We start from the raw sequence: 22632 nt of genomic DNA on the forward strand, positions 1-22632 counted from the left end.
ATACTTCTGGCCGGATCCGGGTCTGCCTGCGATTCACTGGTCGGGCAGGGAAGCCACGTTGCATCTGTAATCCTGGTCAGAGTTTGAGCATATTCCGGACTGGCTGGTATCCACAGCTCGCGTAAAGATTCATTTAATCTAAACGCAATCGTTTGAGGTTACTCCGGCTTTCTGCTAAAAATATGCTGCTTTACGCCAAATAATATCAATTTATGTTGATGTGTTGCGAAATCAACAGATCGAGTTCATCCTGTCGAACTTTTAGAGGAAACAAAACCGATGAGTATTGCCATTAGTTCCGTTCATGCCCGTGAAATTCTTGACAGTCGCGGGAATCCCACTGTGGAAGTGGATATCGAGCTGGAAAATGGAGTTGTAGGCCGAGCCGCTGTTCCCAGCGGTGCCAGTACAGGGATGCACGAAGCCTGTGAACTGCGCGACGCCGATAAAAAAGACCGCTTCCTGGGCAAAGGGGTCCAGCAGGCCGTTCAGAATGTGAACACCGAAATTGCCGACGTACTGGTTGACCTGAATGTCTGCGATCAGCTGCTGATCGACCGTGTCATGCTCGACCTGGATGGCACTGAAAATAAATCACGCCTGGGTGCGAACGCCATTCTGGCCTGTTCGCTGGCCGCTGCACACGCAGCAGCTGCTTCTTCCGACCTGCCCCTGTTCCGTTACCTGGGTGGTGTTGGCGCCAACCGCCTCCCCGCCCCGATGATGAACATCATCAACGGTGGTGAGCACGCCAGCAACGGTATCGACCTGCAGGAGTTCATGGTCATGCCCCTGGGCTTTGACAACTTCAGTGACTCTCTGCGTTGCGGAACCGAAATCTTCCACTCGCTGAAGAAAGTGCTCTCTTCCAAAGGTCTGAGCACCGCTGTCGGCGACGAAGGGGGCTTCGCTCCCGATCTGCCCAACAGTGAAGACGCGATCGACGTCATTCTGACCGCGATCGAAAAAGCAGGTTACAAAGCCGGCGATCAGGTTAAAATCGCCCTCGACGCCGCTTCTACCGAATTCTACAACACAGAAACCGGTATCTACACCGTCGAAGGTCGCGAATTCGATTCCGCAGGCATGGTCGACTTCCTCGCCTCCTGGGTTGAAAAGTACCCGATCTGCTCCATCGAAGATGGCCTGGCAGAAGACGACTGGGAAGGCTGGAAAGCACTCACCGAACGGATCGGCGACAAAGTCCAGCTGGTCGGCGACGACCTGTTCGTGACCAACCCCAAACGTCTGCAGCGGGGGATCGACGAAGGGGTTGCCAACAGCATCCTGGTGAAAGTCAACCAGATCGGCACCCTGTCCGAAACCATCGAAGCAGTTCAACTGGCAGGACGCAACGGTTACACCGCCGTCATGAGCCACCGTTCCGGCGAAACCGAAGACACCACCATCGCCGACCTCGCGGTTGCTCTCTGCACTGGTCAGATCAAAACCGGTTCCGCCAGCCGGACCGACCGCATCTGCAAATACAACCAGCTGCTGAGAATCGAAGAGATTCTGGGAGAGGAAGCCACCTTCGGCGGTACCATCTCCTGAATTGATTCCGATCAACTCTGAAATGAACAGCTCCCCCCGGAACCCGTTTCCGAGGGGAGCTTTTTATGCGCAGGCTTAAGTTGCAGTATGCGATTCTTCGCCCCATCTCAACTCATTTCAGCCAAGCACACTCCGGTCGGCACCACAGACACAGTCGCGACAATCACTACAGCTTAACAGGGTCTGGAGAAACCTGTGCAACCCTGTCGATTTTGATGAGGTAGCTCTGCGCCCCACGTCTGCAGAGATTGTGTTTCTTTTACATCGGCCATCAATATCGTGACTGACAGACAGCACCAGAACGAAGAAACCGGGATCGGCTGGATGATCTCGCTGACATTCTGGCTGCTGTTATTCTTCGCGGCGAGCCTGTTCGCTGCGGTAGTCCTTTCGCCGCGGTATCTGGCCTACCTCGAGTTAAGGAATGAGTATCTCTCGAACCAGGTCCAGCTGGTGACCCTGGAAAACCAGGTCGAATACCTGAAACAGATCGCCCATTCGCTGGAACATGATCCTGAGTTTCGTTCCGAAGTCGCACGAGTCGACTTTGATGCCGTTCGACCGGGTGAAGAGCGGATTGCCGTCGATCCCGATCTGGCCCTGGATCTGCCTCAATGGAATTCGCGTCAGAGAATCCCGGTCACCAGTCGCGCCTGGTACGTGCCCATGCTGAGCGTGCTCAGCGAAAACCACAAGGTGCGCTCCTCGCTGCTGCTGACCGCCGGGGTGATTGTGCTGCTGTCTTTTACGTTTCTGCATGAATCGCAGTCCCATCAGCTGGAGCACGTAACCCGATCCACCAAAGACTTTGTGTCGCTGTTCCTCTCTCGATACCGCATCTCGGAATCAGAGGCCGATGAAGACTGACCCCGGTTCCGGCTGTAAGGAATAACACGAATGCAGCAAACGCCCCGCCTGCAACACCTGAGCTTGTTTTTGTGATCCTAGCCTTTCTTCCCAGGAACCACGTTGTTCGGATTTTTTCTGGAATAGCTGCTCTGCCATTCTATCTCGCTGAAAGCCGGCAGCAGAAATCAAATTCAGTTCGGACAATCCCGAAGCAGCGACGATTTGATTAGTAGTTATTTCATGACGTTTCAACCCTGAAGGGTATCACAGAATGGATACAGATAAGCAAGCCAGAACTTCTCTGTTAACGGAATTCAGACTGAGACGCTGGGCGCGGATGCACTACGTTTCGGCCGATCAAAGAAAAGCGACCTGGAATCCCATCGTTCTCGATGAAATGCAGAATAAGGATCAGGAAATGCACGAAGCAGAAGAAAACAGCATGAAGGCCCGTGTTTCATCCATGTATGTGCCACTGGCACCCGGGACTATTACCCGCATCGATCAGTCACACGAAGAAGCCGCTGCACCTCACATCCTGAAAATGCAGGATCGCTCCTCGCGCAATCTGCAACGGGTAGCTGATCAGATGCTGGGCGAATAAGCTTGCTCAATCACGCGCCCCGATTCTCTCGACCTCCGCACTATTTGCGGGGGCCGACGTAGTCATCGACAAACGCATCCAGCAGCAGCACATCCAGACGGTCCATCTGCTGCGTTTTCTCATCCCCGATCTGCAGGGGAGGCTCGTAATCGGCGGCAGCGGTAATGCGAATCCGCTTCGCCTCGATTCCTTTCTGGATCAGATAGAGCATGGCCTCTCGCCCCCGCTGGTAAGTCAGTACCAGTTTATCATTGTAATGGCCATCCTGAGGCAAAGGTTTCACGGACGTATGAGCCCGCAGCTCAATCTTGTTCGGCTTGCCCGCCAGCTCCGGAATCATCTCGTCCAGCTTCCCTTTACGTTCCTCGTCAAGGTCTACCTGGGTCTGACCGTAATACAGGGTCTCCCCGACCGGAACCGGTACTCCTTCCCGGAAGCGATAGATACGCACATCCTTGCCTTCGAGGGCCTTCGTCTTAATCCCCCCGCGTCCCCGCGCCTTGCTGTCGGTAAACGCCCCCAGCATACTCATCTGCTCGATCATCGAGTTCATCGGAAAATATTTTCCGGGAGGGGAAATGGGGCCGGTACGATAACCCGTGTAAGACTGAATCGACTCCAGGATCGACCGGAATTTTTCATCATTCACGATTTCACTGAGTGAAACCAGCATGATGAAGAACGTCAGCAGCAGCGACATCATGTCACCGTAAGTCACCACCCATTCGGGGACTCCCGGTGGACCATCGTCTTCCATGACTGTCTGCTCCTGTTAGTGAATGAAGAAATAAGGAGATTCGGCAGAATCTGCCGCTCTCGCGGAATTCCAGCGCCGCTTACCACCAGAATCGTCATGCGGCGCCGTGAAACTTGGCGGATTTTTCTCAAACCGGCCCTGTTCAGCGGGTTTACAGGCCCACCCCGTCACCCCCGGCGGTGTTCTGCAAATCCCCTCCCTCGAACAAAATGCCCCTTAGATCATTGACGAACACAATAAATATCTACAACATTAGGAGTTAAGTAAGCAGCAACCGATCAGAACATCAGCGCTAGAGAAATCCGGGAATTTCTGGGAAAAGAAAAGGAAGTGGTCAAGGAATGTCGAGCCCTCTCATTGTGCAGCAGTCGGAATTGGTCGCACTCTGTGATCAGATTCAGGATGCGGGCATCGTTGCATTCGATACGGAATTCGTTTCCGAATTCACTTATCGCCCCGAACTTTCCCTCCTGCAGTTTGCCTTCGAAGGGCGCACGGTCGCCGTCGATCCCTACGAAGTCGATGACCTGACTCCCTGGTGGGACATCATGACCGACGATTCCACCACAGTGGTCGAGCACGGCGGACGCGAAGAAGTTCGCTTCTGTCGCCACTTCTCCGGCAAGAAGCCACAGAAACTGATCGATCTGCAAATCGCCGAAGGGCTCCGCTCGCGGAGCTTTCCCATCTCCTATACCGCACTGGTCGCCCGCGTGCTGGGAGAGAAAGCGGGCAGTAAAGAGACCCGCACGGACTGGCGCCGCAGACCACTTACCGACCAGCAGATCAAATACGCACTTGACGACGTCAAATACGTCCTTCGTATCTGGAAGATCCAGGAAAAAGAATTAACGGACCTGGGCCGTCTGGAGTGGGCCCAGGCGGAATTTCAACGGATGATCGATGAAGTCGATTCCGAATTTCACCGCGAAAACTGGCGCCGCGTTTCCGGGTTGCACAAACTGAAGCCGCGCGAACTGGCCATCGTCCGCGAACTCTTTGACTGGCGCGATGAAGTTGGCCAGGACAAGAATCAGCCGGTCCGTCGGATTCTCCGCGACGACCTGTTAATCGAACTGGCCAAACGCAAACCCAAGACGCCACAGGACCTGACCGCCACCCGCGATCTCAATCGCAAGAACATGTTCAAGCTCGCTCCCCAGGTCGTCCAACGCATTGAGAAAGCCCTGCAGCTTCCCAATGACCAGCTTCCGCAGTTGCAGGAGAATCCCAACACGCAGCAGAATCAGGATGAGCAGGTAATCGGTAAACTGCTGGGCATCGCCCTGGCGAACCGTTGTGCCGAGATGAATGTTTCTCAGACGCTGGTGGGAACGACATCCGATTTAAGGCACCTGGTCCGCTATCATGTGTATGGAGAACAGAGCGACGACAGGCCCCGCCTGATGACAGGCTGGCGGGCGGAAGTCTGCGGCGATCTGCTTACCGATGTTTTGGACGGCAAGATCTCCATGCGTGTCGCCGATCCGGAATCGGATCATCCGCTGCATTTCGAAAGACTCAGCTAGGCACAATCAGCCCGAACCTGTACAATCGCCACGTTGTACCGGTGGTCTCCTCACTCTGCCGATGGATCGTTTCATTCTACCAGGAACAGAGTCAGGAATGCCGATGAAACTCCTTCGCATACTGCCCCTCATACTCATGCTGGCTTCGCCCCTCCTGGGAGCGGAACCCGCGCCGGAAGATGACTATCAGGCTGTCGCGGGAAAATGGGTCCGCAATGATCAGGCCGGCAACGGGTCTCCCCTGCAGGTGGAACAGGAAATCATCGGCAAGAAATCCATCGTGCGGGTATTTGACCTGAATGGCAAACTGATCCACGAGCACCAGGCGCAATTCCGCTTACAGCGGATGGAAGAAGTCAACGTCTTCGTCTATTTTGATCTGGAAGTGACCGCCGGTCCGAACAAAGGAAAACGGCAGCCCCAGCCACGATCGTTCGCCTATCGCATCCGGAAGAATCAATTCATCCAGGTGGAGGGACTTCTTAGAGAAGATCCCTCACCGGCCCGCATGCTGATCTGGCTCAAAAAAACGCCACCCCAACCGGACGTGTAAGAATTTCTGCAGACAGCGGTATGACATCTGCCTGCCCCTGGTTAATTCTGATTGATCAGGCGATCTGCTTCTTTGAGGTGTTTCACAAATTTGATCTGGGCTTCGCTGGGAACCCAGCGGGCAGTATCCATCATCCACGGCAGATAATCTCTGCCGGCCCAGAGAAGTTGCTGAAGCTGTGGATAATCGGCACAGGCCGTTTGTTTCATGTAGTCAATATCAGGGGCCGTTCTTTTTTGAACCTGTATTTTGAACTGCTCCCATGTGGCATCACTGGCCTGTATCCTCTGCAGGATCAGAAAATCCCGATACACATTCTTAAACTCTGCTAATTCATCTCGACCGCTATGCTGATTTGTCAGATCACTCAGTGATGATATGGTAGAAAAACGCTGAATGGCTTTTCCCAGCAGCAGGCCAACAACCACAACAACGGTCAACACGAGGCCACTCCAAAAGAGTTTCCTGGCAAATCCAGAACGGGTAGTTCGGGCTGATCGGTTTTCCATATCTCTTTCACGTTCCTGAATCAATCACGCAGGACCACAAATCATTCATTAATAATGCGTTCTGCCTCTTTGAGATGCTTCTCAAATTTTTCCTGGTCGGGACTTGGTTCGGTGCGTGCATTGTCCAGCATCCCAGGCAGATAATCGCGGCCCGCCCAGAGCATCTGCTGGAGCTGAGGGCGATCAGAACCGGCACTCGATTCGAGCTCTTTGATCAGGGGATCCATTTCTGCACTGACTTTGTTCTTGAAACTGGACCACTCGGCATCGCTGGCCTGCTTCTGCTGCAGTGCCAGGAATTGCTGGTGGATCTCTTTAAACTTGGCCAGTTCAGCATCTCCGCCGGGGGCAAACAGGTCTCCCAGTGGGACGAAGTACAGAATTGCAGCCAAGACGATCGCTCCGCCTACACCTCCCAGAATTTTGGGGTCCATCATGGGCCCCAGCGCCTCGAATGGATTGGAACGGGCGACTTTGATCTGTGGCTTGGCGGGTCGAGCCGGCGGAGGAGTCGCTGCCATCGGAGCTGGAGAGGCAGCAGGACTACTGGCCGGCGGTGGAACAGCAGCAGAGGGAGTTGCCTCTGTGGACGTCGCCTCAGCGCTCTCCGTTTCCGCGGGAGCTGCTGCTTCCTCTTTCTTCGGCTCGGGCTTTTTCAACTGTAACGCTTCAATCTGCCAGGCTTCAAACCACTCCCCTTTTCTGCCCAGCTTGAGCAAATCGGTGGGTTCGACACGCTGCTGCTCCGCCCACATTTTGATTTTGTGTGCTTCGATTGGACCGTAACCCATGCCTCCCAGTTTGCAGTACCATTTCTGACGGGACCGCAACTTCAGGATCGGTGGCTTGGGTGGCTCTGCTGCTTTCTTCTCTTCTTCTTTTGCTTGCTTTTTCTTGCTTTTCTTTTTCCTGGATGATTCAGAAACTTCCGCTTCTGCCTCTTCGGTCTCCGTTTCGCCGGACGTCGGTACGATCTGGTCTGCATCCATATCTTCCGCATCAATGACGTCCAGGTCACTTCCCGATGAACTCAAGAAGACCACCGTTCGCGCAGGAACCCACTCCGGTTCTGCAGATGACTTCACCTCATCGTTCGGTGCAAGCTCACCATCAAACAGCATCTGCATCAGATCGTCGGCTGACATCGGCCCAAGTTCATGATTCAGCACCCGGCAGTACCACTGCACTTTCTGATGCTTGCTCCGCACCGCTTCCAAAGTGGCAAAGCGGGGGAGTTGAGATTCGAGCTCGGAAGAAAGTTTATCTTCCTCTTCGACGATTGAGAAACCTTCCATGGAAGGCAGGTTCGTATTCTCCTCCATCCCAAACGAAGAGTCCACGATCGAAAAATCGTCCAGGGAGAGTTCGGTCTCCCCTGACTCGCGTGCGTCAAACAACCCTCCAATGTCTGCTGCGGGAAACCAGTTCCCACCCTCACCAACTCTGACCTCCATTTGTGGCGTCAGCTTTCCTGCATGAGCCATGGAAAACAGCTCTTCGAAGGAGATGGGACCAGATGTTGTTTCTTCTGACTGCCTGTAATACCAGCTGTCCTGTGCCATTTTTTATCTAACAATCTGTGACAGATCTAAAGTGAATTTGTGCCTGAGTCTCTGGAACTGCGCGCACAAGGCCCGTGCTCTAGTTGCCTATTTTAATGGGCAGGGTAGGGCGCAAATCTACGATTTTCACCTTGTTTTTTCGAAAAACCGATAAAAACAAAGGGGCGCGCGCAGTTCCACCACCTGGAAGTGAGGCGTTTCGGCCACCCGCTACCAGAATCGTTATGATTGGCCCCTCCAGCGGTCAGCAGACGCTCAGACAGGCCAGGCGTCAGACGCAACTGCTTCAGGCAGCAGCAGTTTTCTGCTTTCGCAGCAACAGCCCCATAAAGAAGACAAACAGGGCACTAAAGCAGCAGAAGCCCGCAAACCAGTCGCCGTATTTCGTATACAGGCTGGTCCGGTTATCCAGGGGAACCGTGTCGATGACAACCGCATTCATCGATTTGTTCCACCGCCCCGTCTTCGGATTCACAAATGATTTCCGACCCTGGTTGTCACCATCAATGAAGACATCGGGCTCAACAATCATGCCGTCACCATCGATGACAGCCGAGATCCCCGTATTCACGGCACGCACCATCGGTGTCCGGTTCTCCACACAGCGGAACGAAGCGGTAATCAGGTGCTGATCCAGCTCACTGGAGCCATGGAACCAGCCGTCATTGGTCAGGTTGACCAGGCAGTCGATCGGGGCCGAGGGTGACTCTGCCGTCGATGACTGATTCATTACCGAGCGAACCAACTGGGGAACGGTATCTTCGAAACAGATCACCGGAGCGAAGTTCCAGTCCTGGTATTCAAAGTTCGCCGCATGTTTCCCAGGTTGAATCCCGAAGGAGGCCCCATAGGGAGTGAAGACCTGCAGGAAGGGCAGGGTGTCGCGTAAGGGCAGATACTCGCCGAACGGGACCCGGTGAATTTTGTCGTAGCGAGAGGTAATCCCGACATCCGGCCGCACGAAGACAGCGGAGTTATATTGCTCCACGCGCTTGTCTCCGGCAGAGACCGTATCGAGTCCAATCACTAATGCGGCGTTCGCTTCCTGGCTCATATTCGTCAGTGTTTTGTGAACTGAAGGTTCGTTCCATTTCTTCAGCGGGATTTCCGGCGCGATCGCCTGCAGTTGCTCGTTGGTTTTCCCGTTGCGATCCACCAGCGGCCAGCGGAACATCGTCTCCGGCCAGACCACCAGATCGGGCTGATGCCGGACAGCGGCGCCCATCAACACCAGATGTTTCAGATAGATTGACCGCCACTGATTCTGATCGTGTTTGACTGATGTCGGGAAATTTCCCTGAATCAGCGCGATGCGGGGGCCATCTTTAAACTCAGCCTGCCCGCGTCGTACATAGCCATAGCCCAGCACCGACAGAAACAGTGTCAGACAGACCGCGGTCTGAATCATCTGCTTGCGACCAATTTGATCCAGGTTCTGTTCTTCGGGTGTCAGATTGGTCGGAAAGAGTTGTAGCCGCTTCATCAGTGACATCGGGAGCAGATCGGTAAAACAGGCGGCCAGCATCACCACAACAAAACTGACCCCGTAGGCTCCCGTAATGTCACTGATCTGAATCAGCTCGGTCCACCGGTATTGTGTATGACCAATGTAGTACCAGGAGAACCCGGTCAACAGGTAAGCCCGCATGTATTCCAGACCAACCCACATCACGGGTGCAGCCAGTGGCAACGGGATACGGAACCGATGTACGGAAATGCGGCTCAAGAAAACGAAGGTTGGAAAATATAAAGCGAAGTAGCACGCCAGTGCGATCCAGGCGATATACATGCTGGGATCACCGAGTCGCATCCACTGCAGCGTAGGAACTGTAAACAGCAGTCCGCCACAGAGGGTGGCGGTATACATCAATCTGGTTGCGCGGGGAATACGAACCAGCAACAGCAGCGGAATCAGGCAGACCCAGCCCAGCGGTCCGAAGTCAATGGGAGTGAAGCTGGCCCACATCAGCACCGCCGTCAATCCCGACAACGTCCAGGCTCCCCAGGTGGGAGCAGGCGAAGTCCGCGCGGTATTGATGATCCGCTGAATGTCCTGCCCCAAGGCATGATCGGGGGTGGATTCAGGTTGGGAGGATTGAGCATCAGACACGGACTGTGGTTCCATTTCAGGAAGATCAGAGGGATTTGGTTCGGTAGAAATTGTGGTCGAGGTCATGAGTTCCATCCTTGGTTTTCGATCTCGCAGAGAAACGCTGACTGAGCGATTTCCTGATCGTGAAACATCCTGTCCCACGGAAACCGGTCATTCTTCTTACGTCGCTTCAACGCTTCTCAATGGGGCCAATCCAGTCAGCGGTCCCCATTTTTGTGTCTGATTCTGGTGTTTTTTACTGAAATCAGGCTTTCAGGAGTAGATCAATCAGGGGAGAAACTCACTCTACTACCATAAAAATGTGTCAATTAAGAACCCGCTCTGATACAGCTGATTGCCCGTAGAGAACAGCGCCACTGCATTCGCAGCCACCGTCGCATGCAAATCTGCAGAACCCATTGATTTCAAGGGAGTTACGAACGCCGCCCCCTCTGACCACTCGACGCGAGCCGGCTGATAAGTGGGGCGATCACCTCGCGACTGATAGTCCGTCGTCAGCCGTGCTCTCAATGTCCGGGGCATCGGATGGGGATCTCCGAGGAACTGTCGCAACGCGGAGCGCACAAAAAGTTCGAAACAGACCATACTACTCACCGGGTTCCCAGGCAGACCGAAAATGTAGCAGGGCGAACCAGTCTCACGCTCCAGAATCCCAAACCAGAGCGGCTTGCCCGGCTTCAGATTCACCTTGTGAAATACCTGTTTCACACCAGCAGCTTCCAGTTCTGAGGGGACGAGGTCCAGTTCCCCGGCAGAAACACCACCGGAGAGCAGCAGGAAGTCGCTCTTCAGACCTTCCCGGATTTTCTCGCGTAAATAGGTGCGTTCGTCGCGGGCGATTCCCAGTGGTACAGGTCGAGCATCGGCTTGCAGGATCTGGGAATGCAGCATGACTTCATTCGAATTACGAATCTGTCCCGCCTGGGGACGCTCTTCCGGGGGCACCAGCTCATCGCCGGTCGCCAGAATCGCTACCGATGGTCGCATGCGGACCGAAATCTGGGGACTGCCGGTCTCGGCCAGCGCGCCGATCTCCTGGGCGCGAAGATACGCGCCCGCTTTGACCACGGTCGCCCCTGCTTCCAGTACCGAAGCCCGGTAAAGCATATTCTTACCCGGTTCGACGGGCGTCGTTTTAAGCCGCACGGTCTGTTCGGATTCGTTGATCTCACAATGTTCGATCTGAATCACAGCATCCGCACCTTCCGGCAACGGGGCGCCGGTCATGATCTGCGACGTCTGTCCCACCTCCAGGGACCGACTCGGCACCGAACCGGCGTAGATGACTTCCTGAATCTGCAGGGTCCCGGTTCCCTCTGGCACGTCGCAGCTGCGAACGGCAAAGCCATCCATCAGCGCCTTGTCAAACGGGGGAATATTGACATCACTGACGGCATCTTCCGCCAGCACGCCATGCGTGGCTTCAAACAGTGAGCAACGTTGGGGAGTTGCGGGTCGGACTGTTTTGAGAATCTGATCGAATGCTTGCTGGACAGACAGCATCAGGAACGCCTCCCTCTCTGGTTCAAGCGCTGGTGAGTTCTTCTGCGGGCAACTGCAGGAAGTTTTTCAGTAGAGTGATTCCTTCGTGCGTCAGAAAACTTTCCGGATGGAACTGCACGCCATGGACCGCTAATTTCCGATGCCGGAGCCCCATGACCTCTTTTGGCTGTCCCTCTTCTTCGACCCAGGCACAAACTTCCAGATCCTCAGGGCAGGTTTCCTCGGGAACAATCAGGCTGTGATAGCGGGTCGCCTGAAATGGGGAAGGCAGGTTCTGAAACACGCCTTTGCCGTCATGATATACCTCTGAGACTTTGCCGTGCATCAGTCGCTGAGCACGAACCACTTTTGCACCAAAGACTTCGGCGATGCACTGATGCCCCAGGCAGACCCCCAGGATGGGAACTTTTCCCGCGAAATGTGCGATGATCTCTTTCGATAGTCCTGCCTCGCCCGGAGTACAGGGACCGGGTGAGATGATGATTTTCTCGGGAGCTAACCGCTCGATCTCCTCAATCGAAGTCTGATCGTTCCGGGCCACTTCGATCTGAAGTGTCGGATCAATTTCCCCAAACCGTTGAACAAGGTTATAGGTAAAGGAATCATAGTTATCGAGAACGAAAATCACGTGTCACCCTGCAGCAGATCAAGTTAAGTAATGTATGTTGATAATAACAAATCATAGACGACAGACGGCGGAAAAGCGACTGGCCCGGAGTAATTCCTGTCCTTCACGGCCGATCTGGAGCCGCGAATTCCGACTGACCGTCACACGTACATCCATCGTCAAATCAACCAGCGGCGTCTGTCCGCTCTGACTGATAAGACAACGTATTAGCTGGTTTGTTCTTAAGAATATTGGTGTTGACCAGAAATGGCAATAATTGTTATGAATCCCTGCCTTTCCGGAAGGACCCGGATTAGAAATGCTTAAATGTACACATTCCGCCCATAGCAAACCGGCGGAAACCTGTAGTTACAGGGGTTAAGGTTGGACTCCAGGCCGATATCAAACTGGTTGAAACGCTTCACCATCTCACGGCGGCAGCTGTTCTGGATGGTTGTCTTTCTACCTATATTCTGCGCGATCTACTATCTGGCGTTCTGGCTGCGCTATGAAGGCTCTCTCAACGTCGATGGCGTACTGGGAGAAAACGGCTTTCGCATGTTTCGCGCAACGGTCCTCTGGGCCGTTGGTCTGAAGACGATCACCTTCTGGGGGAGCGGCGTCTATAAAATCCGCAGTCGCTACATCACCACGCGTGATGTAGTCAACCTGGCCAAAGCAGTCACTATCAGCTCCATCGGGCTGGCTCTGGTCGATTACCTCTTCTTTCCCAAGATCATGCTGCCTCGTTCGGTCTTTCTGATTGACTGGGGCTCTACGATCCTGGTGGTCTGTGGAATCTGTGCCGGAATTCGCATGGTTCGTGACAGTGGCCGCAAGTTTCGCCAGCAGGGGAATTGCCAACCAACATTTATTATCGGTGCCAATGAAGCCGGCGCCGCGCTCCTGCGGATGATCGAACGCGATAAAAATTCCTGCCTGCGAGTCGTCGGTTTCCTGGACGACTATTCCAGCCGGATCGGTACCCGCATCAACGGGGTCCCGGTGCTCGGTTCACTCGCCCAGATGTGCGTCCTCGCAGAAGACTACGGCGTTTCGGAAGTACTGCTACCAGCCGATGAGATTCCGGGCAAGACCGTCCGCCAGTTAATGGAAGCCGGCAACTCGGCCGACATTTCGGTTCAGGTACTCCCCAGTTATCAACAACTGCTCTCGGGTAAAGTGGAGATGAAACCACGGCCCGTCTGTATTGAAGATCTGCTGGGACGTGAGCCCGTACAGCTCGATATGCAGAACATTCGCGACTGGATGGATGACCGCGTACTCATGGTCACCGGCAGTGCCGGCAGCATCGGTTCGGAAATCTGTCGTCAATTGCTGCAGTTTTCTCCCCGACGACTGATCCTGGTCGACCGGTCCGAGAACAGCCAGTTCTACCTCGAACGAGAACTGATCAAACTGGGATACGCGGGACGCTTCGATGTCGTGATTGCCGACATCAACGATTCCAAACGCATTCGCGCCGTCATGCGGGAATACCAGCCCGACATTCTGTTCCACGCCGCTGCCTACAAACACGTCCCTCTGATGGAGGGCAACCCGGGCGAAGCGGTCAAGAACATCGCGCTGGCTACCAAACACCTCGCCGATCTGGCAGAAGAATTCAACGTCGGCTCGTTCGTGATGATCTCCTCGGACAAGGCCGTCAACCCAACCAACGTCATGGGCGCCAACAAGCGGATTGCCGAGTTGTACGTGCAGTCGCTCGCCGCTCATTCTCGCTGTCACTTTGTGACGGTTCGCTTCGGCAACGTTCTGGGTTCCGCCGGTAGTGTGGTGCCAATCTTCACACAGCAGATCCAGAACGGCGGCCCGGTCACGGTTACCGACGAACGGATGCAGCGTTACTTCATGACGATTCCCGAAGCCTCACAACTGGTGATTCAGGCTGGTGCGATGGGTCGGGGCGGGGAAATTTTCGTCCTCGACATGGGCGAACCCGTGCGGATCGTTGATCTCGCAACCGACCTGGTTCAACTCTCCGGTCTCAAAGTGGGTGAAGATATCGAAATCCAGTTCACCGGTCTGCGGCCCGGCGAGAAGCTCTATGAAGAACTGCACGTTGACGGCGAAAAACATCTGCCGACCCGGCATCCCAAAATCATGGTCGCCGAGAAAGTCTCGGTCAGCGAACAGTTCATTCATGACTCCTTCGCGCGACTGGAAGCCATCACCGAACAACCCTCTCCAGTGATCCTGGCAGAAATTCAGCGGATCCTTCCCGAATTTCAGTCCAGCATTTCTCAACCCGCAGAGACACCTCTCCGCCGCGCTGCTTAAAGTCGGACTGTGATCCACTTCAGCTGCGATCAGCCGCCGATTCCCTACAGTACCTTTTCATCCCTGCCTGAATCTGTTACTTAATAGTAATACAGAGAGTCGTTTTATGGGCCCGTTTCTTACACCATGAAAACGCAGGTAGATTATGAACAAGGCGCTACGGTTTCTGATCTCGTCTTCACTGTTGCTGCTCTTCGCACCACTTCTCAGCGGCTGTAATGACAGCTCCGCTCCAGGGACCGGTCCCGGCCCCGCGCAGGCAGAGGGCAACACTGCCCCTGAAGGTCGACTGTTTGGTGCTTCCTTTCAGACACTAAACAATCCCTTCTTTGTCGATCTGGGCAAAGGACTGCAGAAAGAACTCGCAGCACACGGCGATGAACTGATCATCCTCGACGCGCAGTTCAATTCACTGAAACAAAAAAACGATCTCTCCGATCTGATTCTCAAAGACGTTGCCGGCATCTTCGTCAATCCGGTCAACTGGGAAGGCCTCAAGGGGTCCCTGCTGGAAGCGCAGCGTAAAAACGTGCCCATCATTATCGTCGATGCCCCGGTCAAGGAATCAGACGAAGAACTGATTGTCTGTACGGTCGCCTCCGATAATGTCCGCGCGGGACAACTCGCTGCCGGGGCCCTGGCCAAAGTGAACCCCAAAGCGAAACTGGTTGTGCTGCACCTCTCGGTCAATAAAGCCTGCATCGACCGCGTCGCCGGTTTTAAAGAGACGCTGCAGAAATATCCGGAGATGGAGATCCTCGACGTCCAGGAAGCCAAAGGAACAACCGAAGGAGCCCGTCCCGTGATGCGTGACCTCATCGGTCGCTATCCCGATCTGAACGCAGTCTTCGCCATCAATGATCCCAATGCCCTGGGTGTGATATCAGCTCTCGATTCGGCCAACAAACTGGACGACGTAACCATCGTCACCGTCGATGGTTCGCAGGCGGGGATTAAAGCGATCCAGGCGGGAAAGCTGTATTCAACCTCGGCTCAGTTCCCCAAAGAGATCGGCAAGATCGCAGCGGAGAAAATGCTTGCTCATCTGAATGGAGAACCGGTTGAGAAAGACGTGAAAGTGCGAGTCGAACTGATCACAGCCGAGAATGCGGAGCAGCACCTGGAGGCAGACTGACAGATGCCTGCCACCTTAACGCCACTGCTTCGACTGCAAGGCATCACCAAGCGCTTCGGGAATGTCACCGCTCTGGATCAGGTCAACCTGGAGATTCAGGCAGGCGAAATCCATACGCTGCTGGGCGAGAACGGCGCTGGTAAAAGTACGCTGATCAAAATTCTGGGAGGCATCCACCAACCCGATGCTGGCACACTCTGGTCGGAAGACGAACCGATTACATTACCCAACGTCTCAGCCGCCGATCGTTATCAGATTCGAATGATTCACCAGGAACTTTCACTCGCCCCCAATCTCACCGTGGCAGAAAACATCTTTCTCGGCCGCGAACCCAGCGCCCTGGGCTGGCTGCGAAAACGGGAAATGAACCGCCAGGCACAAGCGTTGATTCAGCAGCTCGGACTCACTGAACTCCGCGACGTGACCGCAACCGTCTCGACACTCAGCACCGCTCACCAGCAATTGGTGGAGATCGCGCGGGCACTGTCTCAGGAAGCACGCGTACTGGTACTCGACGAACCGACGTCGTCCCTCTCCGAACTGGAAGTGGAGGCACTGTTCCAGACACTCCGTCGCCTGCGCGAACAGGGGGTTGGCATCGTCTATATTTCACATCGCATGGAAGAGATCATGCGACTTTCTGATCGCATCACCGTCCTGCGTGATGGGAAGACGGTCGGCACCGCTCCCGCCAGTGAGGTCAATCCCCAGACGCTGATCCGCTGGATGGTCGGTCGAGATATCAAGGACCACTTTCCGCGGCCCTCTCATCGTCCTGGCGCGGTCGCATTGAGCGTGAGTGATTTGAGTAACGCGAACGTGGCAGACGTTTCATTCGAAGTCCGTTACGGTGAAGTTCTGGGGCTGGCAGGACTGGTGGGCGCCGGACGCACCGAACTCGCCCGGGCCCTGTTCGGCATCGACCGGATCGATTCAGGAACAATTCAGATCGACGGTAAACCCGTCCGGATCCGCAGTCCTCGCGATGCTCTACGACAGGGTCTGGTGCTGGTCCCCGAAGACCGCAAGCAACAGGGATTGATCGTCGAGCAGAGTGTGGCTTTCAATATCACGCTCCCCTGGCTGAAAGAATGGATTCGCGGCTGCGCCTTTCATTACAAAACGCGCGATAAAATGGTCGAACGGACCATTTCACGGTTCGGCGTCAAGCTCTCCGATGCCGAACAACCGGTCCGCGATCTTTCGGGAGGCAATCAGCAGAAAGTACTCGTGGGGCGCTGGATGGAACATCCGCCAAAAATTCTGATCCTCGACGAACCGACGCGCGGCATCGATGTCGGTGCGCGGGAAGACCTGTATCGAATTATCGGAGAACTGGTCAGCCAGGGGATGGCATTGATCCTGATCTCTTCGGACCTGGATGAAGTCATGAATATCTCACACCAGATCGGGACGTTCCGCACAGGCCGCCTGACAGGCGTCTCGCCGGCAGAGTCGGTCACCGTGGAAGAAGTGATGCAACAATTAACGGGAGGTAGCAGCGCGTGAAAGTCGTGAAACAAATGGTTCCCCTGCTGGCAGCCATCATTATCCTCCTGCTGCTGTTCCGCATCTGGGTCCCCAGCTTCCTGACACCGGAAAACATGTTGAACCTGACTCAACAGATATCCGTCAACACGATCCTCGCCTTAGGCATGACGCTGGTTATCCTCGTTGGTGGGATCGATCTGTCAGTCGGCGCGATGGTGGCGCTTGTCGGTACGACCACCGTCTACTGTCTCACCGCACTCTCGGGTGACACTCAAGATCCATTCATGTTACTGACAGCGATCCTCGCAGGACTGGGAGTCGCTTCTCTGTTTGGCATTTTTCACGGGATCGCGGCTGCGAAAACCGCCATGCCGCCATTTATCATCACACTGGCCTCCATGCTCATCGCTCGCGGGTGCGCGCTGCGTTTCAACAGCGGATTACCGATGCCTATCAAAGACGAACAGACCTGGTTCCTCGCGATTGGCAACGGGCGACTGTTTGATGTCGTGCCGTATCCCGTGGTGATTATGCTCTCACTGTTTTTATTGATGGCCCTGCTGCTGCATCGGACCCGTTTCGGCCAGCATGTCTACGCTCTGGGCGGAAATCGCGAAGCGGCCCTCTACACAGGAATACCAATTGTACGGGTAGAAATCACTGTATATTTACTCTGTTCCCTGATGGCGGGTGTGGCGGGCATGATTCATACTTCTCAACTTTATTCGGCGGAACCCGGTTCAGGGGAAATGTTTGAGTTAACAGCAATTGCCGCAGTTGTGGTCGGAGGCACAAGTTTTACTGGCGGACGGGGTACCATGTTTGGTACAATGTTAGGGGCCGTTATTATCGGGATACTCGATAAAGGCCTGAATCAGGCAGGAGTCCATTACTCTCTGCAATATATCGTGAAGGGCGCAGTGATATTGGTTGCCGTCTACCTGGATGTCAGACGAAACCGATAATCAGACAGCACTGTGCCGATTGCAGCGGTTGCGCAAGAGGATAAGCCTGCAAAAAGTTTGTCATTTTTCTGACGGACACGAAGTCGTGAGCTAGACTTCCTGTGTACGTATGGGCTGTTTATGTCCACGTGCCGGTTGATCTTGTTAAGCCCCTCGTAAAGAGACCGACTCATGACTTCTGAAAAACCTCGCTATATCCGTCGTTATATCATCACCGTCATTGTCCTGGTTCTGGCTGCGCCCTTCCTGATTTATGGTGCGCATCAGAGCGTCGAAAGCATGAGTATCGCCCCCGAAAAGTGGGCGCCGCCTTACATGCAGTCACGCCAGAACTATGACCGGTTCATGAAAGACTTCGAAAGCAATGATCTGATTCTGATCAGCTGGCCCGGCTGTACCGTCGATGATCCCCGGCTGACCGAATTCGAAAAACGAATCGAAGGCCCCGGCAAGACCGACTTCGGTGAAACCCACGAGGAGATCTTCGCTCGAATTGTCACCGGTGCGGGAACCGTCGACTCATTAACGGCTCCCCCGCTCAAGTTGCCCCGCGATGAAGCGCTGGAGAGACTGCAGGGGGTTCTGGTCGGTAAAAACCTGAAAGACAGTTGTGCGGTGATTATTCTCACCTACCGCGGCAACGAATTACGAACACAAGCCATCGATCATGTATTGAAAGTCGCGCAAGATGTCTGTGGACTGCCGCGCGAAGAATTTTATCTCACCGGTCCTCCCGTGGACGGCGTCGCCATCGACCGCGCCAGTATTCACAGTGTGAATGTCTTCGGCGCATTGTCTGCCATCCTCGCGACCCTGTTGTGCTGGTTCTGTATCCGCTCCTGGATGCTCACCGGAACCATCCTGCTGGCAGGTCTGTTCGGGCAGGGGCTGGTGCTCTCCATGGTCTACTACTCGGGCGCATCACTGGATGCCGTCCTGATTGTGACACCTTCACTGGTATTTGTGCTCACAATTTCCGCCGGCGTGCACCTGGTCAACTATTACTACGACGAACTCTGTACGACACAGGCGAAAACGAAAACAGAAGCAGAAGAAGCCGTCCGCCGCAGTTTTGCACAAGGCTGGTTGCCCTGTCTGCTGGCTGCCATCACCACTGCCATCGGTCTGGGATCTTTGATGGTCAGCCAGATCTCGCCCATTGCCCTGTTTGGCATGATCGCCTCCATCGGTCTGTTGGTCACACTGGGGGTATTGTTACTGATTCTCCCCGGAGCCATGCAGCTCTGGCCACCGCAGCGGATTCTGAAAGCCAACCAGGCAGAACACCCCGCTCATATGCCACGAACAATAACCCGCCTGTCCCGCTTCCTGAACGGTTTCACTCACTGGCTGCAGCGGTATTCGCTGCCCGTCTTCCTGACATCATTGATGCTGATGACCGTCTCCGCTTATGGTCTGGTATATACCCGCTCTTCCGTCGATATTCCGTCCCTGTTCCCACCCGGTAGTCAGGTTCTGAAAGATTATCGCTTCAATGAAGATCGCATGGGACCGCTGATTCCCGTAGAAGTCGTTATCCAGTTTGATAAAGACTGCAAGAAAACCTTCCTGCAGCGTCTGCGAATTATTGACGACATTGAGAAGACGATTAAAAACATCGACGGTTATACCGGCACCATGTCGGCAGCGACCTTCGGCCCCAATCCGGTCGAACACAATGGCTTTGAATCGATTTTCCGCAAGGTCGTCACCAATAAGAAACTCAAAGAAAACCGTGAAGCCATTCTGGATTCCGTATACCTCTCCGATGAGGATGGTGAGGAATCGTGGCGGATCAGTGCCCGCGTACCTGCTCTCGCCCAGGTCGATTACGGGGCCGCACTCAATAAACTGAAATCGACACTCCAGCCGGAACTGGAAAAATATCGCGAACAGGATGTCCACCTCACCGCGTACTACACGGGGATTATGCCGCTGATTCATACAGTTCAACAGCTGATTATGCAGGACCTGACCTGGAGCTTCATGACCGCCTTTGGTCTGGTCGCGCTGGTGATTGTCATCGTCCAGAGAAACCTGTGGACGGGTCTGCTCAGCATGTTGCCGAACGTCTTCCCCATCGTGGTCGTCTTCGGCATCATGGGCTGGATGGATATCCCGCTCGACATCGGTTCGATTATGACCGCCAGTGTCGCACTGGGGATTGCTATCGATGACACGCTGCACTTCCTCTCCTGGTTCCGCCGGGAGAAACAGCTGGATCGCAGCTGTGAAGAAGCGGTCCACGCCGCACTGAAACACTGTGGACGAGCCATGATTCACACCACTATGATCTGTGGTCTGGGTCTGCTGGTCTTCGGCTTCAGCAGCTTCATTCCAACGCAACGCTTCGCCTGGATGATGCTGACCCTACTGACCACAGCGTTGATCGGCGACCTGTTATTCCTGCCGGCCATGCTGATGCAGCCCTTTGCCCGGCATCTGCAGTTTACGAAAGCAGGACTGCCCGAGACGATTGGACTTACTCACTCCAAGCTCTCTACAGAATAAGCTCAGCTGACACGGGTCAGTGTGCGTTCAAGTTCGCATGCTGACCCATCTGCTGCAGCATCTGACGTCGTGCACTGATCCGGTTCACCAGTTCGACACGCTGGCGTTCGTGGCGTTTCTCGACCCGCTGTTGTGCCTGATAGAAATATCGGACTGCTGACTGCAGATTCCGTCCGGAACGCTGATAGTCGGCCCGCAGGGCTGCTGCGTGCTCGGCTCCCAGTCCGCTGGTCAGGATCTCATCTTCGAGTGAAAGGAAGACCCGAGCACTGCCGGGATCGCCCTGACGTGCTGCACGACCGGTCAACTGGCGATCGATGCGCGATGATTCGTGCAACTCCGCACAGATCACATGCAGCCCCCCCTGTGCAACGACATCGTCGCTGAGCAGAATATCGGTTCCCCGGCCCGCCATATTCGTAGCGACCGTAATCTTACCCGACTGTCCTGCCCGTTCGATGATGGTCGCTTCGTTCTCGTGATTTAATGCATGCAGAACTTCATGCTCCAGACCGGCTGCTGCCAGGCGTTCGGAGAGCTGTTTTGAAAGATTGACTGACCGCGTACCAATCAACACCGGTCGTCCCAGTGCGTGCAGCGCTGCGGTCTCTTCCACAATCGCGGTCCATTTTTCCTCTGCCGTCAGAAAGACTCTCTCCGGGAGTTGTTCGCGGCGGCCGGGGCGATTGGTGGGAATCGTGATCACGGGAGTGCCAAACACTTTTTTGAATTCACTCCGTGCGGAAGCAGCCGTCCCCGTCATGCCTGCCATGCGGGTATAGCGGGCAAACAGTTCCTGGACCGTGGTCTGGGCACCGACTCTGGTAGGTGAGGTAATCTCAACCCCTTCCCTGGCTTCAATCGCCTGGTGAATGCCGTTCTGCCACATCCGACCTTCCGAAATTCGCCCCGTGAATTCATCGACGATCGCGACTTTTCCTTCACGCACGACATAGTCTCTGCCGTTCTGGAAGTAGCTCTGAACTTTGAGGGCCCGTTCGGATGAAAGATAAGCCGTTCCCGGATCGAGCGATTGAGGTGCTTCCGGCTGGAGCAGCAGTTCTCGTATCACCCGCCGCCCCGCTTCAGTGAGTTCCATACCTTTTTGTGGACCATGGTCGAGATAATGTTCGCTTTCAGCAAGCCGGGCAACCGCGGTTGCACTCCACTGGCAGACCTCTGACAGCGAGGCCTCCAGCGCATCAGCCTGTCCGATGATCAGCGGCGTTCGGGCTTCATCAATCAGGATGCTGTCCGCTTCGTCTATCAGCACCATGTAGGGAGACCGAGGATTGAGCAGCCCCTGATCTTCGCCTGTCTGTTCCTGTCCAAACAGTTGCTGACGACGCAGATTCGTAGATGTTTTGAGTTCTGGTGAATTGAGCAGATCCCGCAGGTAATCAAAGCCGAACTCCCGCGCGGTGCCGTAGGTGATATCGCATTCATATGCAGCGCGACGTTCGCTCATGGAGGAAGCTGCCGTGACCGTCCCGACGGTCATCCCCAGCGAATGATAAACGGGGCTCAGCCAGCGGGCATCGCGTTCAGACAGATAGTCATTCGCCGTCGCGATGTGCATTCCCAGTTCGGGCAGGGCGTTCAGGCAGAGCGTCAACGCCGCGGTCAGCGTCTTGCCCTCACCGGTCTGCATTTCCGCAATCGCCCCCTCATGCATGGCGATCGCGCCGAGGTACTGCACCGGGTAGGGAGTCATCCCCAGGTGCCGCTGCATCTGTTCGCTGATGATCGCAAACGCTTCTGGCAGCAGGTCTGTCAGTGACTCACCACTCTGCACACGATAACGCAGTGCGTTCCACTCATCGAACAGTTCCGTTTCGGAACGGCTCGCGTATTCAGCCTGGAGCGACTGAATCTGCTCCACCAGGGCCCACCAGCGCGCGGGTACTTCGGTCCCCCCGCTGGGGAGCATGCCGCGAAACCGATCTGTGAGCGAGCTGATGATATTCACCACGTTGAATCCCGAATCCCTGTCCAGAGTAATAAACGATGGAACCGCTACATTCTAACCGACCAGCAGGGCCGATTCGATCCTTTTTACCGGCCTCGTCTCTTCGTACGAGTAAGCGAG

General features: G+C 54.9%; 17 protein-coding genes. 10 read left to right on the forward strand and 7 right to left on the reverse strand.

The window, feature by feature from the left end; genetic code table 11:
* Window positions 1–279: 279 nt before the first annotated feature.
* The 3 genes from eno (at window position 280) to RID21_RS27575 (ending at window position 3007) form a co-directional block, all read left to right on the forward strand.
* A complete protein-coding gene (eno, locus tag RID21_RS27565; protein WP_145193263.1) occupies window positions 280–1554 on the forward strand; it encodes a phosphopyruvate hydratase in 1275 nt (424 codons plus the stop codon).
* A 279-nt stretch (window positions 1555–1833) separates the two neighbouring features.
* Window positions 1834–2421, forward strand: a complete 588-nt coding sequence (locus RID21_RS27570; protein ID WP_350194581.1) for an FtsB/FtsL family cell division protein — start codon at window positions 1834–1836, stop codon at window positions 2419–2421.
* A 253-nt stretch (window positions 2422–2674) separates the two neighbouring features.
* Window positions 2675–3007, forward strand: coding sequence for a hypothetical protein (locus RID21_RS27575; protein ID WP_149343442.1), 333 nt, complete (start codon window positions 2675–2677; stop codon window positions 3005–3007).
* A gap of 40 nt (window positions 3008–3047) precedes the next feature.
* Here RID21_RS27575 and RID21_RS27580 read toward each other — a convergent pair whose 3' ends face one another.
* Entirely contained in the window at window positions 3048–3764 is a 717-nt protein-coding gene (locus RID21_RS27580) for an OmpA/MotB family protein (RefSeq protein ID WP_350194583.1), read from the reverse strand.
* A 341-nt stretch (window positions 3765–4105) separates the two neighbouring features.
* On the opposite strand from RID21_RS27580, the gene RID21_RS27585 reads away from it, so the two are divergent.
* Together RID21_RS27585 and RID21_RS27590 are read left to right on the forward strand one after the other, a co-directional pair.
* Window positions 4106–5293 carry a ribonuclease D gene (locus tag RID21_RS27585; RefSeq protein ID WP_350194585.1) on the forward strand — a complete coding sequence of 396 codons (1188 nt, stop codon included), beginning with the start codon at window positions 4106–4108 and terminating at the stop codon, window positions 5291–5293.
* A gap of 103 nt (window positions 5294–5396) precedes the next feature.
* Complete coding sequence (locus tag RID21_RS27590) at window positions 5397–5846, forward strand: hypothetical protein (RefSeq protein WP_350194587.1); 450 nt, start codon at window positions 5397–5399, stop codon at window positions 5844–5846.
* Between the two features lie 41 nt (window positions 5847–5887).
* On the opposite strand, the gene RID21_RS27595 is transcribed toward RID21_RS27590, so the two are convergent.
* From RID21_RS27595 to RID21_RS27615, 5 genes are all read right to left on the reverse strand, one after another.
* On the reverse strand, window positions 5888–6289 hold the full coding sequence (locus tag RID21_RS27595; protein WP_350194589.1) for a hypothetical protein: 402 nt from the start codon (window positions 6287–6289) through the stop codon (window positions 5888–5890).
* A gap of 107 nt (window positions 6290–6396) precedes the next feature.
* Window positions 6397–7917, reverse strand: a complete 1521-nt coding sequence (locus tag RID21_RS27600) for a DUF4339 domain-containing protein (protein ID WP_350194591.1) — start codon at window positions 7915–7917, stop codon at window positions 6397–6399.
* A gap of 286 nt (window positions 7918–8203) precedes the next feature.
* The gene (gene lnt, locus RID21_RS27605; protein ID WP_350194593.1) at window positions 8204–10093 is read right to left on the reverse strand and encodes an apolipoprotein N-acyltransferase; all 1890 of its coding nucleotides are present in this window, start codon (window positions 10091–10093) and stop codon (window positions 8204–8206) included.
* A gap of 225 nt (window positions 10094–10318) precedes the next feature.
* Window positions 10319–11533: a molybdopterin molybdotransferase MoeA gene (locus RID21_RS27610; protein WP_350194595.1), complete on the reverse strand. Its 1215-nt coding sequence runs from the start codon at window positions 11531–11533 to the stop codon at window positions 10319–10321.
* 22 nt (window positions 11534–11555) lie between these two features.
* The gene (locus RID21_RS27615) at window positions 11556–12161 is read right to left on the reverse strand and encodes an anthranilate synthase component II (protein ID WP_350194597.1); all 606 of its coding nucleotides are present in this window, start codon (window positions 12159–12161) and stop codon (window positions 11556–11558) included.
* Between the two features lie 363 nt (window positions 12162–12524).
* On the opposite strand from RID21_RS27615, the gene RID21_RS27620 reads away from it, so the two are divergent.
* The 5 genes from RID21_RS27620 (at window position 12525) to RID21_RS27640 (ending at window position 20543) form a co-directional block, all read left to right on the forward strand.
* Window positions 12525–14441 carry a polysaccharide biosynthesis protein gene (locus RID21_RS27620; protein ID WP_350194599.1) on the forward strand — a complete coding sequence of 639 codons (1917 nt, stop codon included), beginning with the start codon at window positions 12525–12527 and terminating at the stop codon, window positions 14439–14441.
* A gap of 145 nt (window positions 14442–14586) precedes the next feature.
* Window positions 14587–15576, forward strand: coding sequence for a sugar ABC transporter substrate-binding protein (locus RID21_RS27625; protein ID WP_350194601.1), 990 nt, complete (start codon window positions 14587–14589; stop codon window positions 15574–15576).
* Window positions 15577–15579: 3 nt separating this feature from the next.
* Window positions 15580–17085 carry a sugar ABC transporter ATP-binding protein gene (locus tag RID21_RS27630; RefSeq protein ID WP_350194603.1) on the forward strand — a complete coding sequence of 502 codons (1506 nt, stop codon included), beginning with the start codon at window positions 15580–15582 and terminating at the stop codon, window positions 17083–17085.
* Complete coding sequence (locus RID21_RS27635) at window positions 17082–18032, forward strand: ABC transporter permease (RefSeq protein WP_242022717.1); 951 nt, start codon at window positions 17082–17084, stop codon at window positions 18030–18032. Before RID21_RS27630 ends, RID21_RS27635 begins: the two co-directional genes overlap by 4 nt.
* 171 nt (window positions 18033–18203) lie before the next feature.
* Window positions 18204–20543, forward strand: a complete 2340-nt coding sequence (locus RID21_RS27640) for an efflux RND transporter permease subunit (protein WP_350194605.1) — start codon at window positions 18204–18206, stop codon at window positions 20541–20543.
* A gap of 16 nt (window positions 20544–20559) precedes the next feature.
* Here RID21_RS27640 and RID21_RS27645 read toward each other — a convergent pair whose 3' ends face one another.
* The gene (locus tag RID21_RS27645) at window positions 20560–22512 is read right to left on the reverse strand and encodes a preprotein translocase subunit SecA (RefSeq protein ID WP_350194607.1); all 1953 of its coding nucleotides are present in this window, start codon (window positions 22510–22512) and stop codon (window positions 20560–20562) included.
* Between the last annotated feature and the right edge of the window lie 120 nt (window positions 22513–22632).

Source organism: Gimesia sp. (genome assembly GCF_040219335.1).
Lineage (GTDB): Bacteria > Planctomycetota > Planctomycetia > Planctomycetales > Planctomycetaceae > Gimesia.